This window comes from Xanthomonas prunicola (assembly GCF_002846205.1).
Classification (GTDB): domain Bacteria; phylum Pseudomonadota; class Gammaproteobacteria; order Xanthomonadales; family Xanthomonadaceae; genus Xanthomonas; species Xanthomonas prunicola.
The window spans coordinates 300,715-321,271 of sequence record NZ_PHKV01000003.1 but is presented as its reverse complement, the minus strand read 5'-3'; the positions used below and the strand labels follow the sequence as shown (position 1 = coordinate 321,271).

The window sequence follows — 20,557 nt, the reverse complement described above, 5'->3', positions numbered from 1 at the left end:
CTACGCGGTAGCCTGAGCGCATGGACATCCCCACGCCATTGCCGTTGCATGCCGATCACCTGGCCGCACTCGAACAGGCCTATGCCACACCGCCGCGCCCCTACCACCACTTCGGCCACGTGCGCGCGGTGCTGCAGCACTATGCGCAGGTCGCTGCCGGGCCGGGCTGGCGTCAGCCGGCAGAGGTGTGGCTGGCGGTGCTGTTTCACGATGCGGTGTATCAACCCGGACGCAGCGACAACGAGGCGCAATCGGCATTGATGGCGGCCGAATCCATTCCGCGCTGGTGGCCGCAGGCGCAGCTGGATGTCGAGCGGGTGCAGACACTGATCCTGCTCACTGCGCGGCATGGGCAACTGCAGCCGCAGGAGGTGGACGAAGATGCCGCGCTGTTCCTGGACTGCGACATGGCGATCCTGGCCGCGCCAGCGGCGGTGTTCGATGCCTACGATGAGGCCATCGCCGAGGAATATCGCGGGCACGTGCCACGCCTGCTGTTCAAGCTCAATCGCCGCCGCTTCCTGGCCGGTGTGCTCAAGCAACCGCGCATCTTCCTGAGCGACTACTTCCATACCCATCACGACGCCGCAGCGCGCGCCAATCTGCGCCGGCGGCTGGGCCGCTGAGCGCATCGGCTCGTGCGATGTGCCCGGATGAGGCCGATGCGCACGCTACAATGGCCGCATGCACGACAGCGCTGCTTCCAGCCCCGACCCACGCCCGATCGCCCCACAGCCGCCTGCGCCCAACGAATGCTGCGAGAGCGGCTGCCCGCTGTGCGTCCACGATCTGTATGCCGAGGAGCTGACGCGTTACCGCCAAGCCCTGGCGGCCTGGGAAGCGCGCCAGCCGGTTGTCAGCGGGCCAAAGGCACAATGAGCGAAGTCCTGCACTTCGCGCTGCCGCCTGAAACGATTATCTTTGAACCACTTTTCCCGATGGTGCGACATGCGACGACTTGAAATGTGGGGCGCGCTCTGCGGCGCGGCAATGTTGACGCTGTCGGGCATGGCCGTCGCGCAGGCGCCGGAACCGGTCAGCCATGGCCGCTTCGAGCAGGTGCCGGTGCTGATGCCCAAGGGCGAGCCGCAACGGGTGGTGATCTGGCTGGCCGGTGCGGGCAATGCCGCCAAGCGCCAGGCCCAGGCGGAAAGCCTGCGCGCCGACGGTGCGATGGTGGCGGTGGTCGATACCGCGCACCTGTACGCAGTGCTGCGCAAGGCCGGCGGTACCTGCACGTTCTCGGTGGGCGATGTGGAAAATTTCTCGCGCTACATGCAGGCCTTCTACCACATCCCCACCTATCGCCTGCCGCTGCTGGTGGGCGATGGCGAGGGTGCGGCGCTGGCCTATGCGATCGCTGCGCAATCCAAGCCGCATGTGCTGGCCGGCGTGCTGACCGACGGGCTGTGCCCAGCCAACGTAGCCAACCAGGCGATCTGCCAACCGGGTGTCAGCCCCGGCACCAACACGTTGCTGCCGGTACCGCTGCAGATTCCCTGGGTGCTTGCCGTCAGCCAGGACAAACGCTGCCCCGCGGCTGCCGAAGAGGGCTTCCTCAAGCAGGTGCCGCAGGCGCGCACCTTCCGACGGTCTGCGCAAGGAGACATCCTGCCTGGGCTGCGCGCCGCAGTCCGCTCGTTGGGCGCGCAGAAGGGTGTGGCATTGCCGCCGCCGCCGGGCGGTCTGGCGGATCTGCCAGTGGTGGAGCTGCCCGCTAAGCCGGACGGCGACAGCGACGACGACACCTTCGTGATCTTCGTCTCCGGCGATGGCGGCTGGGCCGGCCTGGACGAAGAAGTGGCCGATGCACTCGCCGCGCAAGGCATTCCAGTCGTCGGCCTGGATTCGCTGCGTTACTTCTGGACCGAGCGCACGCCGCAAGGCTTTGCTGACGACCTGGATCGCATTGCCCGCATCTATGCGCAGCGTTGGGATCGTCAGCGCGTGGTACTGATCGGGTTTTCGCAGGGCGCCGACGTGCTGCCTGCGGCGATCAATAAACTGCCCGCTGCGACCAAGCAGAACCTGCGCATGACGGCACTGTTGTCGGTCGGCAAGCTGGCCGACTACGAGTTCCACGTCAGCAACTGGCTGGGCTCGGATGACGAAGGTCTGCCGATCGCTCCGGAAGTACAGCGTCTGCCGGCTGGTACCACGGTGTGCATCTACGGCCAGGACGACGACGACGCGCTCTGCCCGAGCCTGCCCGCCAACGTGGCCAAGCGGGTCGTATTGCCGGGCGATCACCATTTCAAGGGCGACTACGCGACCCTGGCCAAGACGATCATGGACCAGATGCACGCGCTGTCCAAGCCGTAAGGCGCGCGATACCGCTTGCTCTGATGCGCGCGCCGACGTGTCGGTGTCGGCGTATGGCCTCTGTACGTTGCTGCCAAAGGCAACGTACAGACGTTCGATGATTCAATCAGATGCCGCTCTTTCAGCCGCTGCTCGCCGCCGATGGCACGCGTGCAAGCGCCCGCAGCGACCGATGCATTCGCTCAGGACCCGCATTGATCAAACGCAGCGTTGGTCAGCGGCGCGGTGTCGCATCGGCTGTCGGCACATGCTGTGAATCCATCCCTGGAAGCTCGGTGGCAGCATCCATGCCGCCACACGGTCCCACCCCGAATGGGACACCGCGCTTCCACGTTTCGCGGCCGTCTGTTGGCAAGCCAGAATTTCAGGAACTGACATGCGCCTGAGATGTCGACATCCGCGTTGGTGAGCGGCTAACCAATGCCCGCCAGATCCGCAGGTCTGGCGCCAGTGTTCCGCAAGGCCTTACTCCGGCCGTCCCGGATCCGCCGAGATCAGGCGGGTGACATCCAGCAACGCGGCCGGCAGATGCATGCCGCCGGGGGCGACCAGATAGCGCGGGCGCCAGGTCGGTGCAAACTTCGACTTGAAGCGGCGCAGACCGCTGAAGCCATAGAAACGCTCGCCGTGGCGCGCGACCAGGCTGGCGAAGCGGTTCCAGCGCCCAGCCAGGCGATGCTCGGCCAGGCCGGACAACGGCGCCATGCCCAGCGAGAACCGTGTATAGCCGTTGGCCTGGCCCCACATGAACAATTCGATGAACAGGAAATCCATGGTGCCCTTCGGTGCCTGCGCGCTGTGTCGCATCAGGTCCACCGACAGCTCGCCGCCGGCGGGCGCCCACCAAACGTTGGCGAACGCCACGATCTGGCCTTCTGCCTCGGCCACCGCCACCGGGAAGCGCCGCAGGTAGTCCGCGTCAAAGCTGCCCAGCGAAAAGCCTTTCTCTTCGCCGGATTTTTCTTCCAGCCACTGGTCCGAGACCTCGGCCAGACGCGGCAGCACGTCATCCACCTGCTCGGGTTGCAGCATGCGAAAGCTCAGGCCACCGCGCTTGCCGCGGTTCCACGCCTGGCGCAGGTCGGCACGGTCGCGGCCTTCCAGGGTGAAACCTTCCAGCGGCACGATCGCCTCTTCGCCAAGCTTGACCAGGGTCAGCCCCATGTCGAGATAGGTCTGCCAGTACTTTTCGCCGACCTGGTAGAACACCGGGCGCAACCCCATATGGTCGGCTTCTTCGCGGAAGCGCCAGATCAGCGCACGCGCCACCTCCGGCGGGCCGACCGGGTCGCCCATCGAGATCAAGGAGCCGCCGTAGCGTTGCATCATCACAAAGCCGCTGCTCTGCTCATCCAGCAGGAACGCCTTGTCGCCGGTCAGCGCCAGGCAGGCCTGCGTATCGGTGCTGGTGGCCAGGATCGGTGCCAGCGTCTGCAGCGTCGGTGCATCGGCTGCGGGCATCGGGCGGCGCCCGCCACGCAGCAGGCGCGCCATGCCGAACACGATCACGCCCACGCACAGGATCAGCGCGGCACGTAGCGCACGCGGCGCGTTGGCCGAGGTAGCGAACTGCCACCACAGATCGTTGCTGTATTCGACATGGCTGTAGACGAAGAACAGCAGCCAGAACGTGGCGACCAAGACCAGGCCAAGGTTGCTCAGCCAGCGCCACGACCAGGCTTCGTCCAGCAGGGCGCCCTGACGATAAAACTCGCGCCGCGCCGCCCACAGCGCCACCGCTGCCAGCGCCGCCGACAACGACACCGAGATATGGCTGCCGCGCAGCAGTGCCAACGGTGGCAGCAGCAAGCACACGCCCAGCGCCAGCACCCAGGCCGCATGGCTGCGGCGCTGCAAGCCCTGGCCAATGAGCAGCAGCATCATGCCGCCCAGGCTGACCAGCAGATGCGAGGTTTCGATCAGCGGCAGCGGCGCCACTTCCTGGCGCGCGCGCGGTGTGGGCAGGGTGCCGTCGATCACCAGCGCCGCGCCCACGGCAAACACCGCCAGTGCCAGAATCTGCGGCAGCCACGGGCGCAAGGCCTTCCACACGGTCCGCGCGGTGCTGGCGCCGACGCGTACCGGCGCACCCAGCCCGGAGGCGGCCGCCATGGCCACCGAGATCAGCAGCGGCACGATGTAATACGTGACCCGGTAGGCCAGCGCCGCCGCCAGCACCGCGGCAGGGCTGACATGCGGCAGCAGTTTGAGCAGGCTCCACTCGAACACGCCCAGGCCGGCCGGTACGGTGGAGATCAGTCCGGCCACCACGGCCACCAGCCAGATGCCGATGAAACCGAAGTAGCCGGTGCCCGGGTCTGGCGGCAACAGCACATAGAACGCAGCCGCTGCCAGGCCCAGCTCGACCACGCTGAGTGCGGTGACGCCCAGCACGGTGGTGCGGTCTGGTAACCAGAAACGATGGCTACGAATGCCGAACTCGCGGCCCTGTTTGCCGACCAGCACCAGCATGGCGACATAGCCGACCAGCAGGCCGATGCCGGCGATGCGGATGGCTTGCGCAGTGATCGGCAACGCGCGCGCGGCCGCTTCCGGTTCCAGCATCAGCGCCAGACCGAGCAGCACCCACGCCCCGAAGATGAAGCCAAGCGTGCTCATCAGCACGACCTGGCCGATCTCGGCCAGGGTCAGGCCCACGCTGCCATAGCCGCGCAGACGCACGGCGCCGCCGGTGAGTGCGGCAAAACCCAAGGTCTGCCCGACCGCATGCGCCATGAAGGCGGTAATGCCCACCCGCGCCGGATGTAGCTGCTTGCCGGTACGCTTGAGACCCACCCAGTCGAAGCCCACCAGGCACGCGTAGCTGCTCAAGCCGAGCAGCAGCGTCAGCGCGACCTGCCCGCCACCCAGCGCACGGAAGGCATGCCGGATCTGGCGGTAGCCGTGGTCGGTGAACTGCGACGACAGCGCATGCAGGGCCATCGCCAGGATCGCCAGGCTGATGATGACCGGCAGGGCGCGACGCCAACCGCTGGCGGAGGTTTCGGAAGAGGCGGGGGTATCCGTCATGAGGGCAACGGGATCTGCTGAAAGGGAAGGAGGGTGCATGCACGAGGCGTGCCGCGCGCGTATCTGCAGTGCATGTGCCGGTCGGGTGGATGGTGCATGCAGCGTGGTTGCGAAGGTGCCGACATCCAGTGAACGCGTGGTTCGATCCTACCGACATAGTGCCTGTGCGGGCCGGCCGCGCGCATCATAGGGCAAAGCCGCACACAGGTGCCGAACGGACACGACAGGACCGCCATGACAGTTGGAAGGCAGACAGGCTGCTGATGCGCAATCCACCCGATTCCCCGACGTTTGCGGCCCCGGCGCAGGCACTGCCGCCGCGTTGGAGCGGCCACGCCGGCCGCATCGCCGCCACTGCGGGCCTGGCGTTCATCGGGCTGGTGCTGCCGCTGCAATGGCTGCGGCGCGACCTGTGGTGGGTGGATGCGCAACTGAGCGCCTATCTGCACGGCCCGTACGGCTTGTTGCTGCGCACCGCCTACTGCCTGTTGGCGGCCACGATGGCATGGCTCGCGCTTGGCCTGTATGCAGCATTGGCGCCGGCCGCGCGCAGCCGCACCGTGCTGGGTCTGTTCTGGATGGCGGCGGTGGGGTTGTGCATGGTGTCGATCGGCGACAGCTGGATGCCCGAGCTGGCGCCGGAGGCGGCCAAGATGGTGCACGTGTTGTCGGCGGACATGACGTTTCTGTGCGTGATTGCAGCGGTGCTGCTGCAGTCGTGGTATTTCCGCCGCGATCGGCTGTGGCGCGCGCACTTTCCAGTGGCCTTCTCGCTGGGCTGGGCAGCGTTTGCGGCGTTGCTGTTCCATGTCACCGTCACCAGCGCGCCCTTGGGCATCAGCCAGAAGATCGCCATCGTGCTGATCGTGGTCTGGATGGCACGGGCGGGCACAGTGTTGGCGCGCTGCGTGCGCGACGGGGCTGCACGTCTGCCGCATTCGCGGGACAATGCGGGCGTCAATCAACCGTAGGAAGTCTGAAAATGGTGCAGCGATTCGATGCGGGTCCGCGGATGTCCGAAATGACCGTCCATGCCGGCGTGTGTTACCTGGCCGGCCAGATTGCCGAGGACACCAGCCAAGACATCACCGGGCAGACCCGCCAGGTGCTGGGCGAGATCGACAAGCTGCTGGCGCTGGCGGCCAGCGACAAGACCAAGATCCTGCGTGCAGAAATCTTCCTTGCCGACATCGCCGATTTCGATGGCATGAACAAGGCCTGGGACGAGTGGGTTCCGCACGGTTTCACGCCTGCGCGCGCCACCGTCGAAGCCAAGTTGGCGCGGCCGGAGTGGAAGGTGGAAATCGTGGTGACCGCTGCGGCGGGCTGATCGCATCACCGAGTAAAGCGATCGATAGGCGGTGCGCGCGACTGCACGCACCGCATCATTGCGACCGAGTGAGTGCTGCGCAGTTGTCACGATGCGCGCATGCACGCGGGTGCACGTGTCGCCGCCAGTCGTATCTGCAACGAATGCTGGCGGCGCGCGCTCAGCGCTTGACAAAGCGGTAATGCGCCACGCCCCATTCGCGGCCCTGGTCGTAGCCGAAGAGTTCCGCGCAGGCCAGCCAGAACATGCGCCAGCGCTGCCACCACCGCTGTGCGTCGTCGCCGTAGGTCTGCTTCAACAACGGCATGATCCGGTCGCGGTGGCGGTCCTGGTTTTCCAGCCAGGCATTGGCTGTCTTTTCGTAATGTTCGCCTGATAGCACCCAGCGTTGTTCGATCACCACGTCCTGCTGGAAATGCAGCAAGGTGTCGGCCGCCGGCATCAGTCCGCCGGTGAAGAAGTGCCGGCCCATCCAGTTGTCTTCGCCGGCCACCTCGAACGGATAGGCCAGGTCGCGGTGGCAAAAAATGTGCACGAACAATTTGCCGCCCGGCGCCATCCAGCTGCTGACGCGTGCAAGCAACTCGCGGTAGTTGCGCATGTGCTCGAACATTTCCACCGACACCACGCGATCGAAGCCGCCCGGTGGCAGCGCCAGCGCGTTGACGTCGGCAGTGATCACCTGCACGTTGCTCAGCCCGCGCGCACGGCACTGCTCGAGAATGTGCGCGCGCTGCGGGCGTGAGTTGGACACCGCAGTGATGCTGGCATTGGGATAGCGCTCGGCCATCCACAGGGTCAACGAGCCCCAGCCGCAGCCCAGCTCCAGAATGCGTTGACCATCGGCCAGTTCGGCGCGCTCGCCGTACAGCGCCAGCATGCGTTCTTCGGCCGCATCCAGATTCGGCGTGCTGGCGTCCCAATAGCAGCTGCTGTACTTGAGCCGGCGGCCCAGGCACAGGGTGAAGAACTGCGGCGGCAATTCGTAATGCTGGCGATTGGCCGCATCGGTTTCGATCGCGATCGCGCTGGCACGCAGGCTGTCGATGAAGGCGCGCTGGCGTTCGCCATTGGCATCGGCATCGCTGCCGCGCTCGTCGCGCAGGCGTTGCGCGCACAGGCGACGGATGCCGTAGCGCAACGCGGCGTCGGGCAGCACGCCGGATTCGGCGAGCCGCGTGGCGAAGGCTTCTTCAGGCTGCGTGGAGGGCGGGATGGTAACGGTAGACATGCAACTCTCCAGGCAACTCAGGACGAAGGGGGAAGCGGGAAGAACGCGCTGGTGCTGCGTTGGTACTGGGCGTAATCCTCGCCACGCGAGCGCAATGCCTGCTGCTCGGTATAGGGGATGCCGGTGAAGCGATACAGGAACACGAACATCACCACCGGGCCGAGCGCGCACAGCGCCACCGGCCACGGCCCGGCACCGACGGCAAGCGCCAGATACGCAAACCAGTGCACGAACTCGAAGAAATAATTGGGATGGCGCGAGTAACGCCATAGACCGGTGCGGCAGGTCTTACCACGATTGGCCGGGTTGGCCTTGTGCGCCGACAACTGTCTGTCGGCCAACGCTTCGCCACCGACCGCGATCAACCATACGGCAATAGCGATGGTGGTCCATAGGCTCCAATCAGGAGTCGGGTTGCTGGCAGCGGCCAGAAACGGCACCGCGAACAGCACCACCACCACAGCCTGGGCCAGGAAAAACCCGAGGAACTTGCTTTGGCTGCCATTCCAATGTGCGCGCAATGCGCGGTAGCGGCCATCTTCGTGCGGGTCGCCGAACACGCGCACGCCCAGATGCAGCGCCAGCCGCGCACCCCACACGCCGCCGAGCACCGCGACCAGCACGCGCGGCAGCACGGCGCCATCGGACATCCATGCGCAGTACGGCGCAGCCACCGCCAGGCAGCCCGCCCACAACACATCGACCGGGCCGGCGTTGCCGCTGCGGCGTTGCCACAGCCAGCCGATCATCATCACCACGCTTGCGAACACGCCCACATGCAGCAGCGGCCAGGCATTCATTGCAGTTCTCCGGTGATGTGCTCAGGCAATGGTCGCGCCAGCCGGCGTGCATACAGCGACAACAGGCCGCAGGCCACGCCCCAACCGATGCCCACGGCAAGCACGGCATGCAGATAGGGCGATTGAAATTCCACCGCGTGCCAGCTGCGTTGCGCCAACCAATACGAAAATGGCCCGAAGATGGCGCCGAGCAGCACCGCAAGCCACGGCCGCTGCATCACCGTGGCCAGCGAATGATTGAGGGTGAGTGCAAAGCCCAGCCACAACGCCAGAATCCACGGCGGTGCCAGCAGGCTGCCTGGCCACGGCGCGGCGTAGCGCACCCAATTGGCGGCGGCAAGCGTGGTGTCCAACAGCAATCCCAGCGACAACGCCGCGATCATCAACGGCATATCGCCGGGCGCGCGCCGCGATGGCCACAGCTGGTACAGCGCGAATACGGCCAGCGCCAGCAGCGTTGGCCAGATGCGGGCATGCGCAGCGGTGCTGACCGCCACCAGCCATAGCACTTGCAGGCCGAGGTAGTTGCCGAGCTGCTTCATGCGTCGGCAGCGAGGCCGGGCACGAACTGCGGCGGGCGCGCACCGGGCTTGCTCAGCCACAGATGCACATCGCCGATCGAGCGTTCCAGGAATCCGGCTTCGCAATACGCCAGGTAGAACTCCCACATGCGGATGAAGCGCTCGTCGTAGCCCAGCGCACGCACCTGCGGCAACTGCGCCATGAAGCGCTGCCGCCACGCGCGCAATGTCAGCGCATAGCTCGGGCCGATGTCTTCCAGGTTGAACAGGCGCAGATCGCTGGCGCGCGCGACTGCACCGGTCATCGCCGCGACCGAGGGAATGAAGCTGCCCGGGAAGATATGCCGTTTGATGAAATCCACCGAGTGCAGCGCCTGCTTGTAGCGGTGGTCTTCGATGGTGATGGCCTGGATCAGCGCCTCGCCATCGTCGGCCAGCAGGCTGCCGACCTTGGCGAAATACGTGTCCAGATACTGATGGCCGATCGCTTCGATCATCTCGATCGACACCACACGGTCGAAGCGACCTTCCAGATCGCGGTAGTCGCGCAACAACACCGTCACCCGATCGCTCAATCCGGCTGCAGCGATGCGTTGCGTGGCCAGCTCGAACTGCTCGCGCGAAATGGTGGTGGTGGTCACACGGCAGCCGTGTTCGCGCGCCGCATGCAGCGCAAAGCCGCCCCAGCCGGTGCCGATTTCCACCACATGATGCTGCGGGCCCAGGCGCAACTTCCGGCAGATGCGTTCGAGCTTGCGCGTGGCCGCGCGCTCCAGCGCCGCTTCGCCCTGCGCTTCTTCGCCATCGACGAAGATCGCCGACGAGTACATCAGGTTTTCATCCAGAAACAGCTTGAACAGCGGGTTGCCCAGATCGTAGTGCGCGGCGATATTGCGCCGGCTGCCGCTGCGGGTATTGCGCGCAAACGTATGCAGGCTGCGCATGGCCCAACCGCCCAGGCGCGCGGTGCCGGTCTCCATTGCGTCCAACCGCTCACGGTTGCGCAGCAGCAGACGCATCAAGGCAACCAGGTCATCGCACTGCCACTGTCCATCCATATACGACTCGCCCGCACCGACGCTGCCGTTGAGCGCAGCCTGGCGATAAAAGCCGGGATCGATCACACGCAATTGCGTCTGCAACGCCTGCGCGCCGCTGGCCGTGCCCAGCGTGGTGACAGTGCCGCCGTCATGGAGCTGCAACTGCCCATCGCGCAATTGCCCAAGCGTGGCCAGCAGGCGCTTGCGTAGCAGACGGTCCGTCCAGGAGGCCGCGCGCGGCGCAGCGTGTTCGGGCAGGGACGTGGCGTTCATCGGGGTTCTCGCACAGGCGGGTGAGGGTGGTCGTGGACAGGGTTGCCGCGCAGCCACAGGCGCAAGGCCTGCCAATGAATGGCGATTACCACCCAGACCGTCATCAACGGATAAGCCAGCAACGTACGCGCCAGGCTGCGCCCGGTGAGCGGTTGACGTTGCAGCACCAAGGTGGCGTCGAAGCGGCGCGTGCCGCTGTTGTCGATGGCGCCGCCGGCATCGTCGCCGATGGCGTCCAGCACATCCATGTGCACGCGCAACTGCGCATCGGGCACGTTGAAGCGCCAGTCGTAGCGATGCTGCATGCCCATGAACGGCGAAACGTGGAAGCGCTTGTCGAAGCGCCACGCATGCACATCGCGATGCGTGCGCGCCTGTGCAACCGGCAGCACATAGGTGTGACGCTGCTGCCAGGGCGTGTTGGTGATTTCGGCCACGATCCAGCGCAGGCTGTCGTGACGATCGAAGCAATAGTAAAAGCTGACCGGATTGAACACGTGGCCGAAGTAGCGCAAATGCGTCAGCAGCCGAATCGCACCGTCGGGGCGCTCACCGGTGTGCGACTGCACGCAGTCGCGTACCGCCTGGTCCAGCGGAACGTGTGCATCGCCCAAATAATCGCTGCGACGAAACTGCGCCAGGTTGGCGCGTCCCACCGACCATAACCAGCGCTGCGCAAACACCTGATCCAGTTCGGACAGATCCAGATACATCAGAAACAGGCGATAACGGAATTGCAGCGCTTTGGGCATGAATCGGCGATGCCGCACCCAACCGGTGTAGATCGCGCTGTGCAACGGCTCCACCACGCGACCGGCACCGTCGCCCTCGGCAGGGGGCAAGGGCACCGCGTCGGTGTGGGCTTCGCGCAGCAGCTGCATTACCACTGCACTCCCAGGCCTTGCGCCACATCCACGCCGCTGCGCAGGCCGTCTTCGTGGAAACCGAAGCCCCATGCGGCGCCGGCGAACCAGGTGTTCTGCACGCCCTGGATCTCGGCCTTGCGCGTCTGCGCTGCCAGTGCGGCTGCGTTCTGTACCGGGTGGCGATAGCGCATGCGCCGCAGTACCTTGCTGGGGTCGATCTCGTGATTGCGATTAAGGCTGACGATGAACTGCTGCGGGGAGGTGATCGACTGCAGTGCGTTCATCCAATAGCTCACTGTGCAGGCGGCATCTGGATCGGCCGGCACGTGCGCGTTCCATGCCGCCCAGGCGCGCCGGTCGCGTGGCAGCACGCTAGCATCGGTGTGCAGCACGGTGTCGTTGTCCTGATACGTGATGCCGCCCAGGATCTGCTGCTCGGCTGGCGTGGCATCGCTGAGCAAGGCCAGCGCATCATCGGCGTGGCAAGCCAACACCACGTGGTTGAAGTGTTCCTCGCAACGTGACGCCTTCACCACCACGCTATTGGGCGTACGGCGGATTGACTGTACCGGCGTTGACAGGCGTTCGATCACCTGCCAACGCCGACGCAACGCACGCACATAGCTGTTGGATCCGCCACGCACTACCTGCCACTGCGGACGGCCGCTCACTTGCAGCATGTGGTGATTGGCCATGAAGCCGATCAGCTGGCCCATGGGAAATTCGAGAATGGTCTGCGAGGGCGACGACCACAGCGCCGAGGCCATCGGTACCAGGTGCTGGTCGCGAAACGCATCCGAATAGCCGTGCCGCTGCAGGTACGCACCCAGCGTGCTGAAACGCTCGTCACTGTGCAGCACTGCCGGTGCTTGCCGATAGAAGCGGCGCAGGTCGGCCAGCATGCCCCAGAAACGTGGGCTGAGCAGGTTGCGGCGCTGGCAGAACAACCCGCCCAGGCTGCCGGCGTTGTATTCGAGCCCGCTGCGCGCATCGTGTACCGAAAAGCTCATCGTGGTCGGCTGTGCGGCGACGTCCAACTCGGCAAACATGCGTGTGAGCAGCGGGTAATGCTGCGGATTGAACACGATGAAGCCGCTGTCCACCGCGTAACGCTGACCCTCCAACAGGATGTCGTGCGTGTGCGTATGCCCGCCCACATAATCGGCTGCTTCGAACAAGGTCACTTCGTAGCGCCGCGACAACAGCCACGCTGCACCCAGGCCGGCGATGCCGCTGCCGACCACGGCAATCCTGCCCTCGCTCATCGCGTCACCCGTTCGGCGCGCTGGGTGAGCCCCTTCGGCATCGGCTTGAGATCCCATACCAGCCCCACCCACGACATCGCGGTGAGCCCGTACCAGGTCATGTCGTATTCCCACCACCGCAAGCCTTGGCGCGCGGAACCGGGGAAAAAGTGATGGTTGTTGTGCCAGCCTTCGCCGAAGGTGATTAGCGCCAGCAACCAGTTGTTGCGGCTGTCGTCGCGTGTTTCGAAACGCCGGCTGCCGAAGCGATGCGCCAGCGAGTTGATGGTGAAGGTGGCATGGAACAGCGCCACAGTGGAGATCACAAACCCCCACACCAGCAATTGCGCACCGTTGGTCTTCAGCGTGGGCGCAGCATCTGCCAGCCAGTCGCCGAGCAGGTAGAGGCCCACCGCCAGAACCACCGGCATCACGATGTCGAAGCGGTCCAGAAAGCGCAATTCGGCAAAGCGGCGCAGATCGGGAATCGCGTCCCAATCGGTGCGGAAATTGCGCGGGGTCAGGAACCAGCCGGTATGGCTCCACCAGAAGCCGTGCTGGGCTGGCGAATGCGGGTCGCGGCCGGTGTCGGTATGCCGGTGATGATTGCGATGGTGCGCTGCCCACCACAAGGGCCCGCGCTGCACGCAGGTAGCTCCGATGGCGGCGAAGACGAATTGCAGCATCCGCGAGGTCTTGAACGCGCGGTGCGAAAAGTAGCGGTGATAAAAACCGGTGAGCGCGAACATGCGCAGCGCGTACAGCGCCACCGCCATGCCTACCGCAAACCACGACGCACCGACCCAGAACACCGCCAGGCAAGCCAGATGCAGCGCAATGAAGGGCAGTGCACGCAGCCAGTCGATGCGATCGGCGCGCGCTTCGTCCAGGGGCTCGTCGGTTTGCGAATCCACCCAGCGACGCAGGCTGCCGATGCGCGCGGCCAACCCTCCACGCGGTGGCGTGGTTACGGGCTGCGACGCTGCAGCGTGAGGGTCGGAGCCAGTACTCGGCACGCGTGATTCTCCATAGGTAGTCGTGACCCAGTACGGACGCTGCCGGAAAACAGATGCACCAGGCCGCTTGATCGTCGCATGCGTGGCTGGGGTTCGCTTGGCGGCGCGAATGAAACGCGCAACTGCGCACACATTGCCAGCGCCAGGCACTGCTGGCGCGGAAGAGGCTGTTTTCCAATGAATCCCGCTTGCGATGCGCTCGCAAGCGGGGTCAGGCGTGCTGAATCAGGGCGCCATTGCCAGCGTGCTGATGCCACCCTTGGCAACCACCGTGCCAGTGGCAACGCCACCCGGTGCGCCGCCCGGCGGTTCCAGTGTGACGGCCAGGAGCGCGTCGTTGCTGAGCATGGGCATCAACTGATCGGGGATCTGCGCACGGCGTGCGCGTTGATCGTCGAACGTGCCCATCGAATGTGCCTTGCCATCGGGGGTGATCAACCACAGCTCAGGCACCTTGTCGACGGTGGCGGTGCGGTCCAGCGGCGTCACCGTGATGGTGTGCTTGTCGGCATCCATCAAGGCCACGTAACCAGGGCGACCGTCTTCGGTGGCCAGGGTCGAGGTCATGGCGATCCCGGTTGCTGCGGGCGGTTTGGTGGTCTGCGGCTGGGTGACCGGAGTCTGCACCACCTCGCCGCTTGGCGGCTGCTGCACCGGTGCCGACGGCGTACGCACGTTGAGCAGGGCGAGCACGCACACCGCTGCGGTGGCCAGCCCACCGACGCTGGCCCAGCGCCAGAACCGCACGTTGTTCCACAACGGTGCTGCCGGCGCATTGGGGCTGACCGGCACTGCAGACGGCACTGCGCGCAAGGGGGTATCGAAGCCCAGCGTCTGGCGCACGCGCGCCCACACCTGATCCGTTGGCGTCTCCGCGGCGATTTCTTCCAGCAGTGGCGCCAGCAGTTCCTGCCACTGCAGGACTGCCTGGGCGAACTGATCGTCGGTGGCAACGCGTTGTTCGGCCGCCAGGCGTTCTTCGGCGCTCAGCAGGCCAAGCACGTATTCGCCGGCAAGCACATCGCGCGGCGGTTCCTGGTCGATGGGAAATGGCGTGCTCATCGTTCCAGACATGCCTTGAGTTTTGCCAGACCACGACGGATCCAGCTTTTGACCGTGCCGATCGGCGTATCGGTGCGCGCGGCGAGTTCTTCGTAGGTGATGCCTTCGAAGAACGCAGTGCGGATCATTTCGCTGCGCGGCGGCTCCAGTTCGGCCAGACAATGATCGATGCGCCGGCGCGTGCTGGCGCGCTCGGTGCGCTCCAGCGGCGAGGCATCACTGGCACGCAGTTCGCCGGCATCGTCCAGCGCCACGTTGCGGCGCTGCGGCGCGTTGGCGCGCAGATGGTCGATTGCCTTGTTGCGCGCGATCATCGCCAGCCAGGTCAGCCCGCGTGCGCGGCTCGGGTCGAACTGCCCGGCCTTGTGCCAGATCAGCGTAAACACGTCCTGCAGCACCTCTTCGGCCTCGGCGCGTTGCGGGATCATGCGCAGGCACACCCCGAACAGCTTGGGCGAGGTCTGCCGGTACAGCGCTTCGAAAGCATGCCGGTCGCCGCTCGCAGTTGCGGTCAGCAGGCGTCCGGTCTCATCGTCGTCGTGGCCAGGAATGGCACTCATGCGTTCGGGCGTTGGGTGAGGTGGGAGCGATGCTACCGGACTGGGCGGGGTGTGTCTTTCACTTGCGCTGGAACCACAGCAGCACCGCGGCGAGCAGCAGCAGGATCTCCACGCCGGCAAGCGCAACAGTGGGTGCGGAGACCGGCCACAAGCGCGAGAGCGAGACGCTACGGAACAGCACGATGGGGACATAGAACGCCAGTGCGACCACCAAGCCGGTGCGGGCTTGATCGATCCATGCGAAATAGCCGAACAGGAACGCCATACCCAGTTGCAGACCGCCGTAGATGACCAGATATTCGGATTGCCCTGCCGGCGAGAGCTGGGTATAGCCCACCGCCGTTGCGGTCTTGGCCGGGGAGAGCGTGCACCACACCGCCAGGACGAAGTAGAGCACTGCATTGATCCAGAGATAGGCTTTTGCCACGACGGTGCTCCTGTGCGGGGAATGGGTGCCCGGGCCGTTGTACGCAACAGCGCGTGGTCGAACGTGAAGATGGCGCGGGCGCGGCTCACGGGGCGCTGCACGCCTTGGTGAGCGGCTGCTCGCGGGCCGCGCGTAATTCCTCGGCACTGGCCGCGCGCGCAGCACTATCCGGGAAAACGATGCGCACGCGCGGATAGCGGCCGTTCGCATCGCGCAGATTGCCCACACCGCGGAATTCGAGCAGGCGCCTGTTGGCGATCGAGTAACCCACCTCCAGCGACGGCACCGCCGCGCCGTACCAGGCATCCAGACTGATGCGGAAACGCCGCTGGCCGGCAGTATCGCCCATGCGTTCGACCCGGAAACCCAACTGCCGCTGCAGGCTGGGCAATACGAAATCCACCTTTTGCGGTGCGCTCGCAATGGCGTCCCACTGCTCGCGCAAGTAGGTGTCGAACCCGGCGTCGATCACCCGTGCGCCGGTGCCGGGCGGCAGCGTGGTGCGGCGTTCGGGTTTGCCGGGGACAAGCTGAAACATTTCGCGCACGCCATCGCGTTGGCGCACGCCTTCGCGATACCCGTCGCGCCCGTCGATCAGGCTGAAGTCGGGTGAGCTGCCACCGCCGTCAACCTGCTTGCGCGCAAACGGTCTCCCGTCCGGGCAGCGGTACAGCACCAGCCGCCCGCCGTCGTCGAGCAGCCAATGCGACTCGCGATACCGCAACGCGCCGCTGTCCCCATCGAAGGCATCGCCATCCACTCGCGTCACTGCCGCTGCACTGAGTGGCAGGCTGCATAGCACTAGCAGCAGTATTGGCCGAATCGACCGGCAACGGATGGTGAACGCAGCGATGGCAGCGGCAAATGGGCGCATCGGCAGATCCTCGATGGGAGTGCATACCAATACGGGCGCGGCCGCAGCACGGATGCGCCGGCTGCGTCAGGACGTTCCTGACGGCACGGTGGTTGGAGCGCTGGGGCCGATGGCCTGGGAGTCGCTGGCGGCAGCTGGTGATGGCATCGGCGGTGCTAGCGGCGGCATGGAACCGTGCCGGAACGGGGGGGCGTGCCGTGATGCGTGGGTGCGGCGGCGGCAAGTGGTGTGGACACGTGCAGGCAAGCGCGCATGGTGCAGAGCGTTGAAGGTGTGGGCGCATGACATTGCGCGTTCGCTCAGACCCGGCTTGCGCCGTGTCTGACCGTGATGCGATGTGCGCGAATCGGTGGCCGCGCAGGCATCGGCTGGGTGCGATAGCGGACTGAACGTCGCGTTCAGCCGGCTGGGTGCAGCACGATGCAATCCACCGGGCAGGCCGGCAGGCATAGCTCGCAGCCGGTGCACAGCGGCGCGATCACCGTGTGCATGTGCTTGGCCCCGCCGACGATGGCATCTACCGGGCAGGCCTGGATGCACTTGGTGCAGCCGATGCAATCGGCTTCCACAATCCAGGCGACCTGTGGCGATTTGTGCGCGCCGCGGCTGCGATCGAAGGGGCGCGCCGGTACCTCCAGCACCTGCGCCAGGGCACGTGCGCCCGCATCGCCGCCGGGCGGGCAGTGGTCGACGTCGGCCAGTCCGTCGGCCATGGCCTGCGCATAGGGGCGGCAGCCGTCGTAGCCGCATTGACCGCATTGGGTCTGTGGCAGCAGGCGGTCGAGACGTTCGACCAGGGGGGGCGTGGGGACGGGCATATGCGATCAGTGCAGCGGATTGCCGCGATACCAGCGCTGTTGCGCCAGTGCCAGCATCGGCTTGTCTTCGCGGCTGTCGCCGTAGGCGTGCACGCAGTCGTACTGCGACAGGTCATAGCGCGCGCGGATCTGCGCGGCCTTGTGCGGTCCGCAATCGCTGTCGGCATACCGTCCGCTCAGGCGGCCGTCGTTGTGGTCCAGCCGGTTGCAGATCAGCGACAGCCCATGCTGTGTGCACCACGGCTGCAGATACAGATCCAGCGAGCCGGACACCAGCACCACCTCATGCCCCTGCGCCTGGTGCCAGTCGATGCGCTGCATCATCTCTGCACGCAGCACGCCCGGCAGCGTGGTGCGCGCATACTCGACACCAAGCGCGGCGATGTCATCCAGCAAGCGGCCGCTGAAGACCCGTCGCGTCACCCGCGCGCGCAAGGTTGCTGCGGACACCACGCCCATCCGATAGCCCAGCACCCACGGTCCCACCTGCCACTTCGCCGCCGCCACCTGCGCAGGCGTTGCCACCTTGCGCAGGAAACGCCCATAGGTGTCGCAGGTGGTGATGGTGTGGTCGAAGTCGAACAGTGCTAGGTGCATGAGAGGCGGGAATTGGGGAGTCGAGATTGGGGATTGGGGATTGGTCAAAAGCACGGTGACTGGTTTGTTCCCCTCTCCCGCAGGTGGGAGAGGGGCTACTACAGCGTCGATCTATCTCCTTCTCGCGCTTGCGGGAGAGGGGCTACTACAGCGTCGATCTATCTCCTTCTCCCGCGTGCGGGAGAAGGTGCCCCGCAGGGGCGGATGAGGGGACGCGCCAAGTACGCGGGTCAGGCCTCCCTCAACAATCAGCTCTGGCTTCTACGATTCCCGATTCCCGCATTTCCAATTCCGCGTCACCGCACAGGCATGCCCGGCTGGGCGCCGCTGTCGGCATCCAGCAGCGCCAGGGCGCCGCCGTCGAAACCGGCCGACAGGATCATGCCTTCGCTGATGCCGAAGCGCATCTTGCGCGGGGCCAGGTTGGCGATGAATACCACGCTGCGGCCGACCAAGGTGTCCGGCTCGCCGTAGCTGGCGCGGATGCCCGAAAAGATCTGTCGCTTGCCCAAGTCGCCGGCATCCAGCTCGAAGCGCAGCAGCTTGTCGGAGCCTTCCACGAATTCGCACACCAGCACCTTGCCGATACGCAGGTCGAGCTTGGCGAAATCGTCCATGCCAATAAGACCTGGATGCGAAACGGAGGCCAGGGGATTGGCCGGCGTGGCCGCTTTTGCATCGGTGTTGGCCACCTTTGCAGCGCTGACGGTGGCCGCAGCGGGTGCCGCAGGTGCGGCCATGGTGTCTTTTGAAGCGTCGGTCATGGCGTCGATCAATTTGGGGTCGATACGGGTGAACAGGGCAGTGTAGGGCTGGATCGTGTGCGCCGTGAGCGGGCGCTCCACGTCTTCCCAACTGGTCATGGGCGCCGACAGGAAGGCCTCGGCCTCGGCACAGGTGCGCGGCAGGATCGGCTTGAGTGCCGCAACCAGGATCCGGAACAGGTTCAGGCCCTGCGTGCACACCGCTTGCAGCTGCGCGTCGGCGCCCTCCTGCTTGGCGATCACCCACGGCTTGGTGTCGTCGATGTACTTGTTGGCCTCGTCGGCCAGCGCCATGGTCTGGCGGATCGCGCTGGCCGCGTCGTTGCGCTCGTAGGCTTCGCGGATCGGCGCCAACGCGGCGACGAAGCGTTCGTACTGCGCCGGATCGGGCAGCGCTTCGGCCAGCTTGCCGTCGAAGCGCTTGCCGATGAAGCCCGCACAGCGGCTGGCCAGGTTGACGAACTTGCCGACCAGATCGGCATTCACCCGCGCAATGAAATCGCCCAGGTTGAGGTCCAGGTCGTCCACGCCGCCGGAGGACTTGGCCGCGAAGTAATAGCGCAGCGCCTCCGGCTCCAGGCCGACGTCCAGGAAGGTCCGCGCCATCACGAAGGTGCCGCGCGACTTGGACATCTTGGCGCCGTCCACGGTCAGATAGCCGTTGACGTGCAGGCGCGTCGGCGCGCGGTGGCCGGTGCCGTGCAGCACCGCCGGCCAGAACAGGCCGTGGAAATTGACGATGTCCTTGCCGATGAAGTGATGCAGTTCGGTCTGCGTGCCGGCCACCAAGTGCGCGTCGAAGTCTTCGCCCATCTGCGCGCACAGCGTCTTGAAGCTGCACAGGTAGCCGATCGGCGCATCCAGCCACACGTAGAAATACTTGCCCGGCTGGCCGGGAATCTGGAAGCCGAAATACGGCGCATCGCGCGAGATGTCCCAGGCGCGCAGGCCGCCTTCGGTATCCAGCCATTCCTTGAGCTTGGCCTTGACGCCCGGCAATGCCACGTCGCCGGCCAGCCACTCGCGCAGGAAACCGTCGAAATGGCCCACCTCGAAGAAGAAATGCTCCGAATCGCGCAGCTCCGGCGTGGCACCGGAAATCACCGATTTGGGCTCCTTCAACTCGGTTGGCGCGTAGGTGGCACCGCAGACTTCGCAGTTGTCGCCGTACTGGTCGGCGCTGCCGCAGTTGGGGCAGATGCCCTTGATGTAGCGGTCCGGCAGGAACATGCCCTTGGCCGGGTCGTAGAACTGCGCCACCGAGCGGCGGCTGATGTGGCCGGCCGCCTCCAGCTTGGTGTAGAAGGCCTCGGTCAGCTCGCGGTTGACCGGCGAATTGGTCGAGTCGTAATGGTCGAAGGTCACCCCGAACGCGGCGAAATCGCGCTCATGGCTGGCCTGGATGTTGGCGATGAAGGCTTCCGGGGTCACACCGGCCTTCTCGGCCGCCAGCATGATCGGCGTGCCATGGGTGTCGTCGGCGCAGACGAACCAGGTCTTGTCGCCGCGCAACCTGCGCGCGCGCACCCAGATATCGGCCTGGATATAGCCGACCAGATGGCCAAGATGCAGCGGGCCGTTGGCATACGGCAAAGCGGTGGTGACAAGTGCGGTGCGGGTCATGGCAGGCGTAATGCGGGGGACAGCCGATTATCGCATTAGTCGGGAGCCGGGATTGGGGCTGGAAATCGGGAGTCGGGATTGGGGAATCGGTCAAAGCTAGGGTCATGCGGCCGTGTTGTCGAGGCGCGCAGGTGTTGGCCGCGCATGTAACGTCAGGAT

General features: G+C 65.7%; 20 protein-coding genes. 5 read left to right on the top strand and 15 right to left on the bottom strand.

Annotated features, from left to right (window positions below; genetic code table 11):
• Positions 1-20: 20 nt before the first annotated feature.
• From XpruCFBP8353_RS11410 to XpruCFBP8353_RS11400, 3 genes are all read left to right on the top strand, one after another.
• Positions 21-626 (top strand): HD domain-containing protein, encoded by a 606-nt coding sequence (locus XpruCFBP8353_RS11410; RefSeq protein ID WP_101363350.1) that lies wholly within the window; start codon positions 21-23, stop codon positions 624-626.
• 58 nt (positions 627-684) lie between these two features.
• Positions 685-879: an oxidoreductase-like domain-containing protein gene (locus tag XpruCFBP8353_RS11405; RefSeq protein ID WP_011258646.1), complete on the top strand. Its 195-nt coding sequence runs from the start codon at positions 685-687 to the stop codon at positions 877-879.
• A 69-nt stretch (positions 880-948) separates the two neighbouring features.
• Positions 949-2,322 carry a virulence factor gene (locus tag XpruCFBP8353_RS11400; RefSeq protein ID WP_101363349.1) on the top strand — a complete coding sequence of 458 codons (1,374 nt, stop codon included), beginning with the start codon at positions 949-951 and terminating at the stop codon, positions 2,320-2,322.
• 465 nt (positions 2,323-2,787) lie between these two features.
• On the opposite strand, the gene mprF is transcribed toward XpruCFBP8353_RS11400, so the two are convergent.
• Positions 2,788-5,352, bottom strand: coding sequence for a bifunctional lysylphosphatidylglycerol flippase/synthetase MprF (gene mprF / locus XpruCFBP8353_RS11395; RefSeq protein WP_101363348.1), 2,565 nt, complete (start codon positions 5,350-5,352; stop codon positions 2,788-2,790).
• Between the two features lie 92 nt (positions 5,353-5,444).
• Between mprF and XpruCFBP8353_RS11390 the strand changes: the two genes are divergently transcribed.
• Positions 5,445-6,323 carry a DUF998 domain-containing protein gene (locus XpruCFBP8353_RS11390; protein ID WP_341475815.1) on the top strand — a complete coding sequence of 293 codons (879 nt, stop codon included), beginning with the start codon at positions 5,445-5,447 and terminating at the stop codon, positions 6,321-6,323.
• An 11-nt stretch (positions 6,324-6,334) separates the two neighbouring features.
• Complete coding sequence (locus XpruCFBP8353_RS11385) at positions 6,335-6,682, top strand: RidA family protein (RefSeq protein WP_101363346.1); 348 nt, start codon at positions 6,335-6,337, stop codon at positions 6,680-6,682.
• 160 nt (positions 6,683-6,842) lie between these two features.
• Here the strand turns inward: XpruCFBP8353_RS11385 and XpruCFBP8353_RS11380 are convergent, their stop codons facing one another.
• The 14 genes from XpruCFBP8353_RS11380 to metG all read right to left on the bottom strand — a co-directional run bounded on the left by XpruCFBP8353_RS11380 (position 6,843) and on the right by metG (position 20,398).
• Positions 6,843-7,913, bottom strand: coding sequence for an SAM-dependent methyltransferase (locus XpruCFBP8353_RS11380; protein WP_101363345.1), 1,071 nt, complete (start codon positions 7,911-7,913; stop codon positions 6,843-6,845).
• 17 nt (positions 7,914-7,930) lie between these two features.
• Positions 7,931-8,713: a DUF1295 domain-containing protein gene (locus XpruCFBP8353_RS11375; protein WP_101363344.1), complete on the bottom strand. Its 783-nt coding sequence runs from the start codon at positions 8,711-8,713 to the stop codon at positions 7,931-7,933.
• Positions 8,710-9,255: a DUF2878 domain-containing protein gene (locus XpruCFBP8353_RS11370; RefSeq protein ID WP_101363343.1), complete on the bottom strand. Its 546-nt coding sequence runs from the start codon at positions 9,253-9,255 to the stop codon at positions 8,710-8,712. The genes XpruCFBP8353_RS11375 and XpruCFBP8353_RS11370 overlap by 4 nt, the downstream gene beginning before the upstream one ends.
• A complete protein-coding gene (locus tag XpruCFBP8353_RS11365; protein WP_101363342.1) occupies positions 9,252-10,547 on the bottom strand; it encodes an SAM-dependent methyltransferase in 1,296 nt (431 codons plus the stop codon). The genes XpruCFBP8353_RS11370 and XpruCFBP8353_RS11365 overlap by 4 nt, the downstream gene beginning before the upstream one ends.
• Positions 10,544-11,428: a DUF1365 domain-containing protein gene (locus XpruCFBP8353_RS11360; RefSeq protein WP_162301030.1), complete on the bottom strand. Its 885-nt coding sequence runs from the start codon at positions 11,426-11,428 to the stop codon at positions 10,544-10,546. The genes XpruCFBP8353_RS11365 and XpruCFBP8353_RS11360 overlap by 4 nt, the downstream gene beginning before the upstream one ends.
• Complete coding sequence (locus XpruCFBP8353_RS11355; RefSeq protein ID WP_101363340.1) at positions 11,428-12,678, bottom strand: NAD(P)/FAD-dependent oxidoreductase; 1,251 nt, start codon at positions 12,676-12,678, stop codon at positions 11,428-11,430. Before XpruCFBP8353_RS11355 ends, XpruCFBP8353_RS11360 begins: the two co-directional genes overlap by 1 nt.
• On the bottom strand, positions 12,675-13,673 hold the full coding sequence (locus XpruCFBP8353_RS11350; RefSeq protein WP_101363339.1) for an acyl-CoA desaturase: 999 nt from the start codon (positions 13,671-13,673) through the stop codon (positions 12,675-12,677). Before XpruCFBP8353_RS11350 ends, XpruCFBP8353_RS11355 begins: the two co-directional genes overlap by 4 nt.
• Positions 13,674-13,898: 225 nt before the next feature.
• The gene (locus XpruCFBP8353_RS11345) at positions 13,899-14,735 is read right to left on the bottom strand and encodes an anti-sigma factor (protein WP_162301029.1); all 837 of its coding nucleotides are present in this window, start codon (positions 14,733-14,735) and stop codon (positions 13,899-13,901) included.
• Positions 14,732-15,295, bottom strand: coding sequence for a sigma-70 family RNA polymerase sigma factor (locus tag XpruCFBP8353_RS11340; RefSeq protein WP_101363337.1), 564 nt, complete (start codon positions 15,293-15,295; stop codon positions 14,732-14,734). The genes XpruCFBP8353_RS11345 and XpruCFBP8353_RS11340 overlap by 4 nt, the downstream gene beginning before the upstream one ends.
• Before the next feature lie 58 nt (positions 15,296-15,353).
• Positions 15,354-15,722, bottom strand: coding sequence for a hypothetical protein (locus XpruCFBP8353_RS11335; RefSeq protein WP_005911668.1), 369 nt, complete (start codon positions 15,720-15,722; stop codon positions 15,354-15,356).
• An 85-nt stretch (positions 15,723-15,807) separates the two neighbouring features.
• Positions 15,808-16,596, bottom strand: coding sequence for a hypothetical protein (locus XpruCFBP8353_RS11330; protein WP_101363336.1), 789 nt, complete (start codon positions 16,594-16,596; stop codon positions 15,808-15,810).
• 398 nt (positions 16,597-16,994) lie between these two features.
• Positions 16,995-17,414 (bottom strand): Rnf electron transport complex subunit RnfB, encoded by a 420-nt coding sequence (gene rnfB / locus XpruCFBP8353_RS11325; protein WP_101363335.1) that lies wholly within the window; start codon positions 17,412-17,414, stop codon positions 16,995-16,997.
• Positions 17,415-17,420: 6 nt separating this feature from the next.
• Complete coding sequence (locus XpruCFBP8353_RS11320) at positions 17,421-18,011, bottom strand: HAD family hydrolase (protein ID WP_101363334.1); 591 nt, start codon at positions 18,009-18,011, stop codon at positions 17,421-17,423.
• A gap of 296 nt (positions 18,012-18,307) precedes the next feature.
• Positions 18,308-20,398, bottom strand: coding sequence for a methionine--tRNA ligase (gene metG, locus XpruCFBP8353_RS11315; protein WP_101363333.1), 2,091 nt, complete (start codon positions 20,396-20,398; stop codon positions 18,308-18,310).
• Between the last annotated feature and the right edge of the window lie 159 nt (positions 20,399-20,557).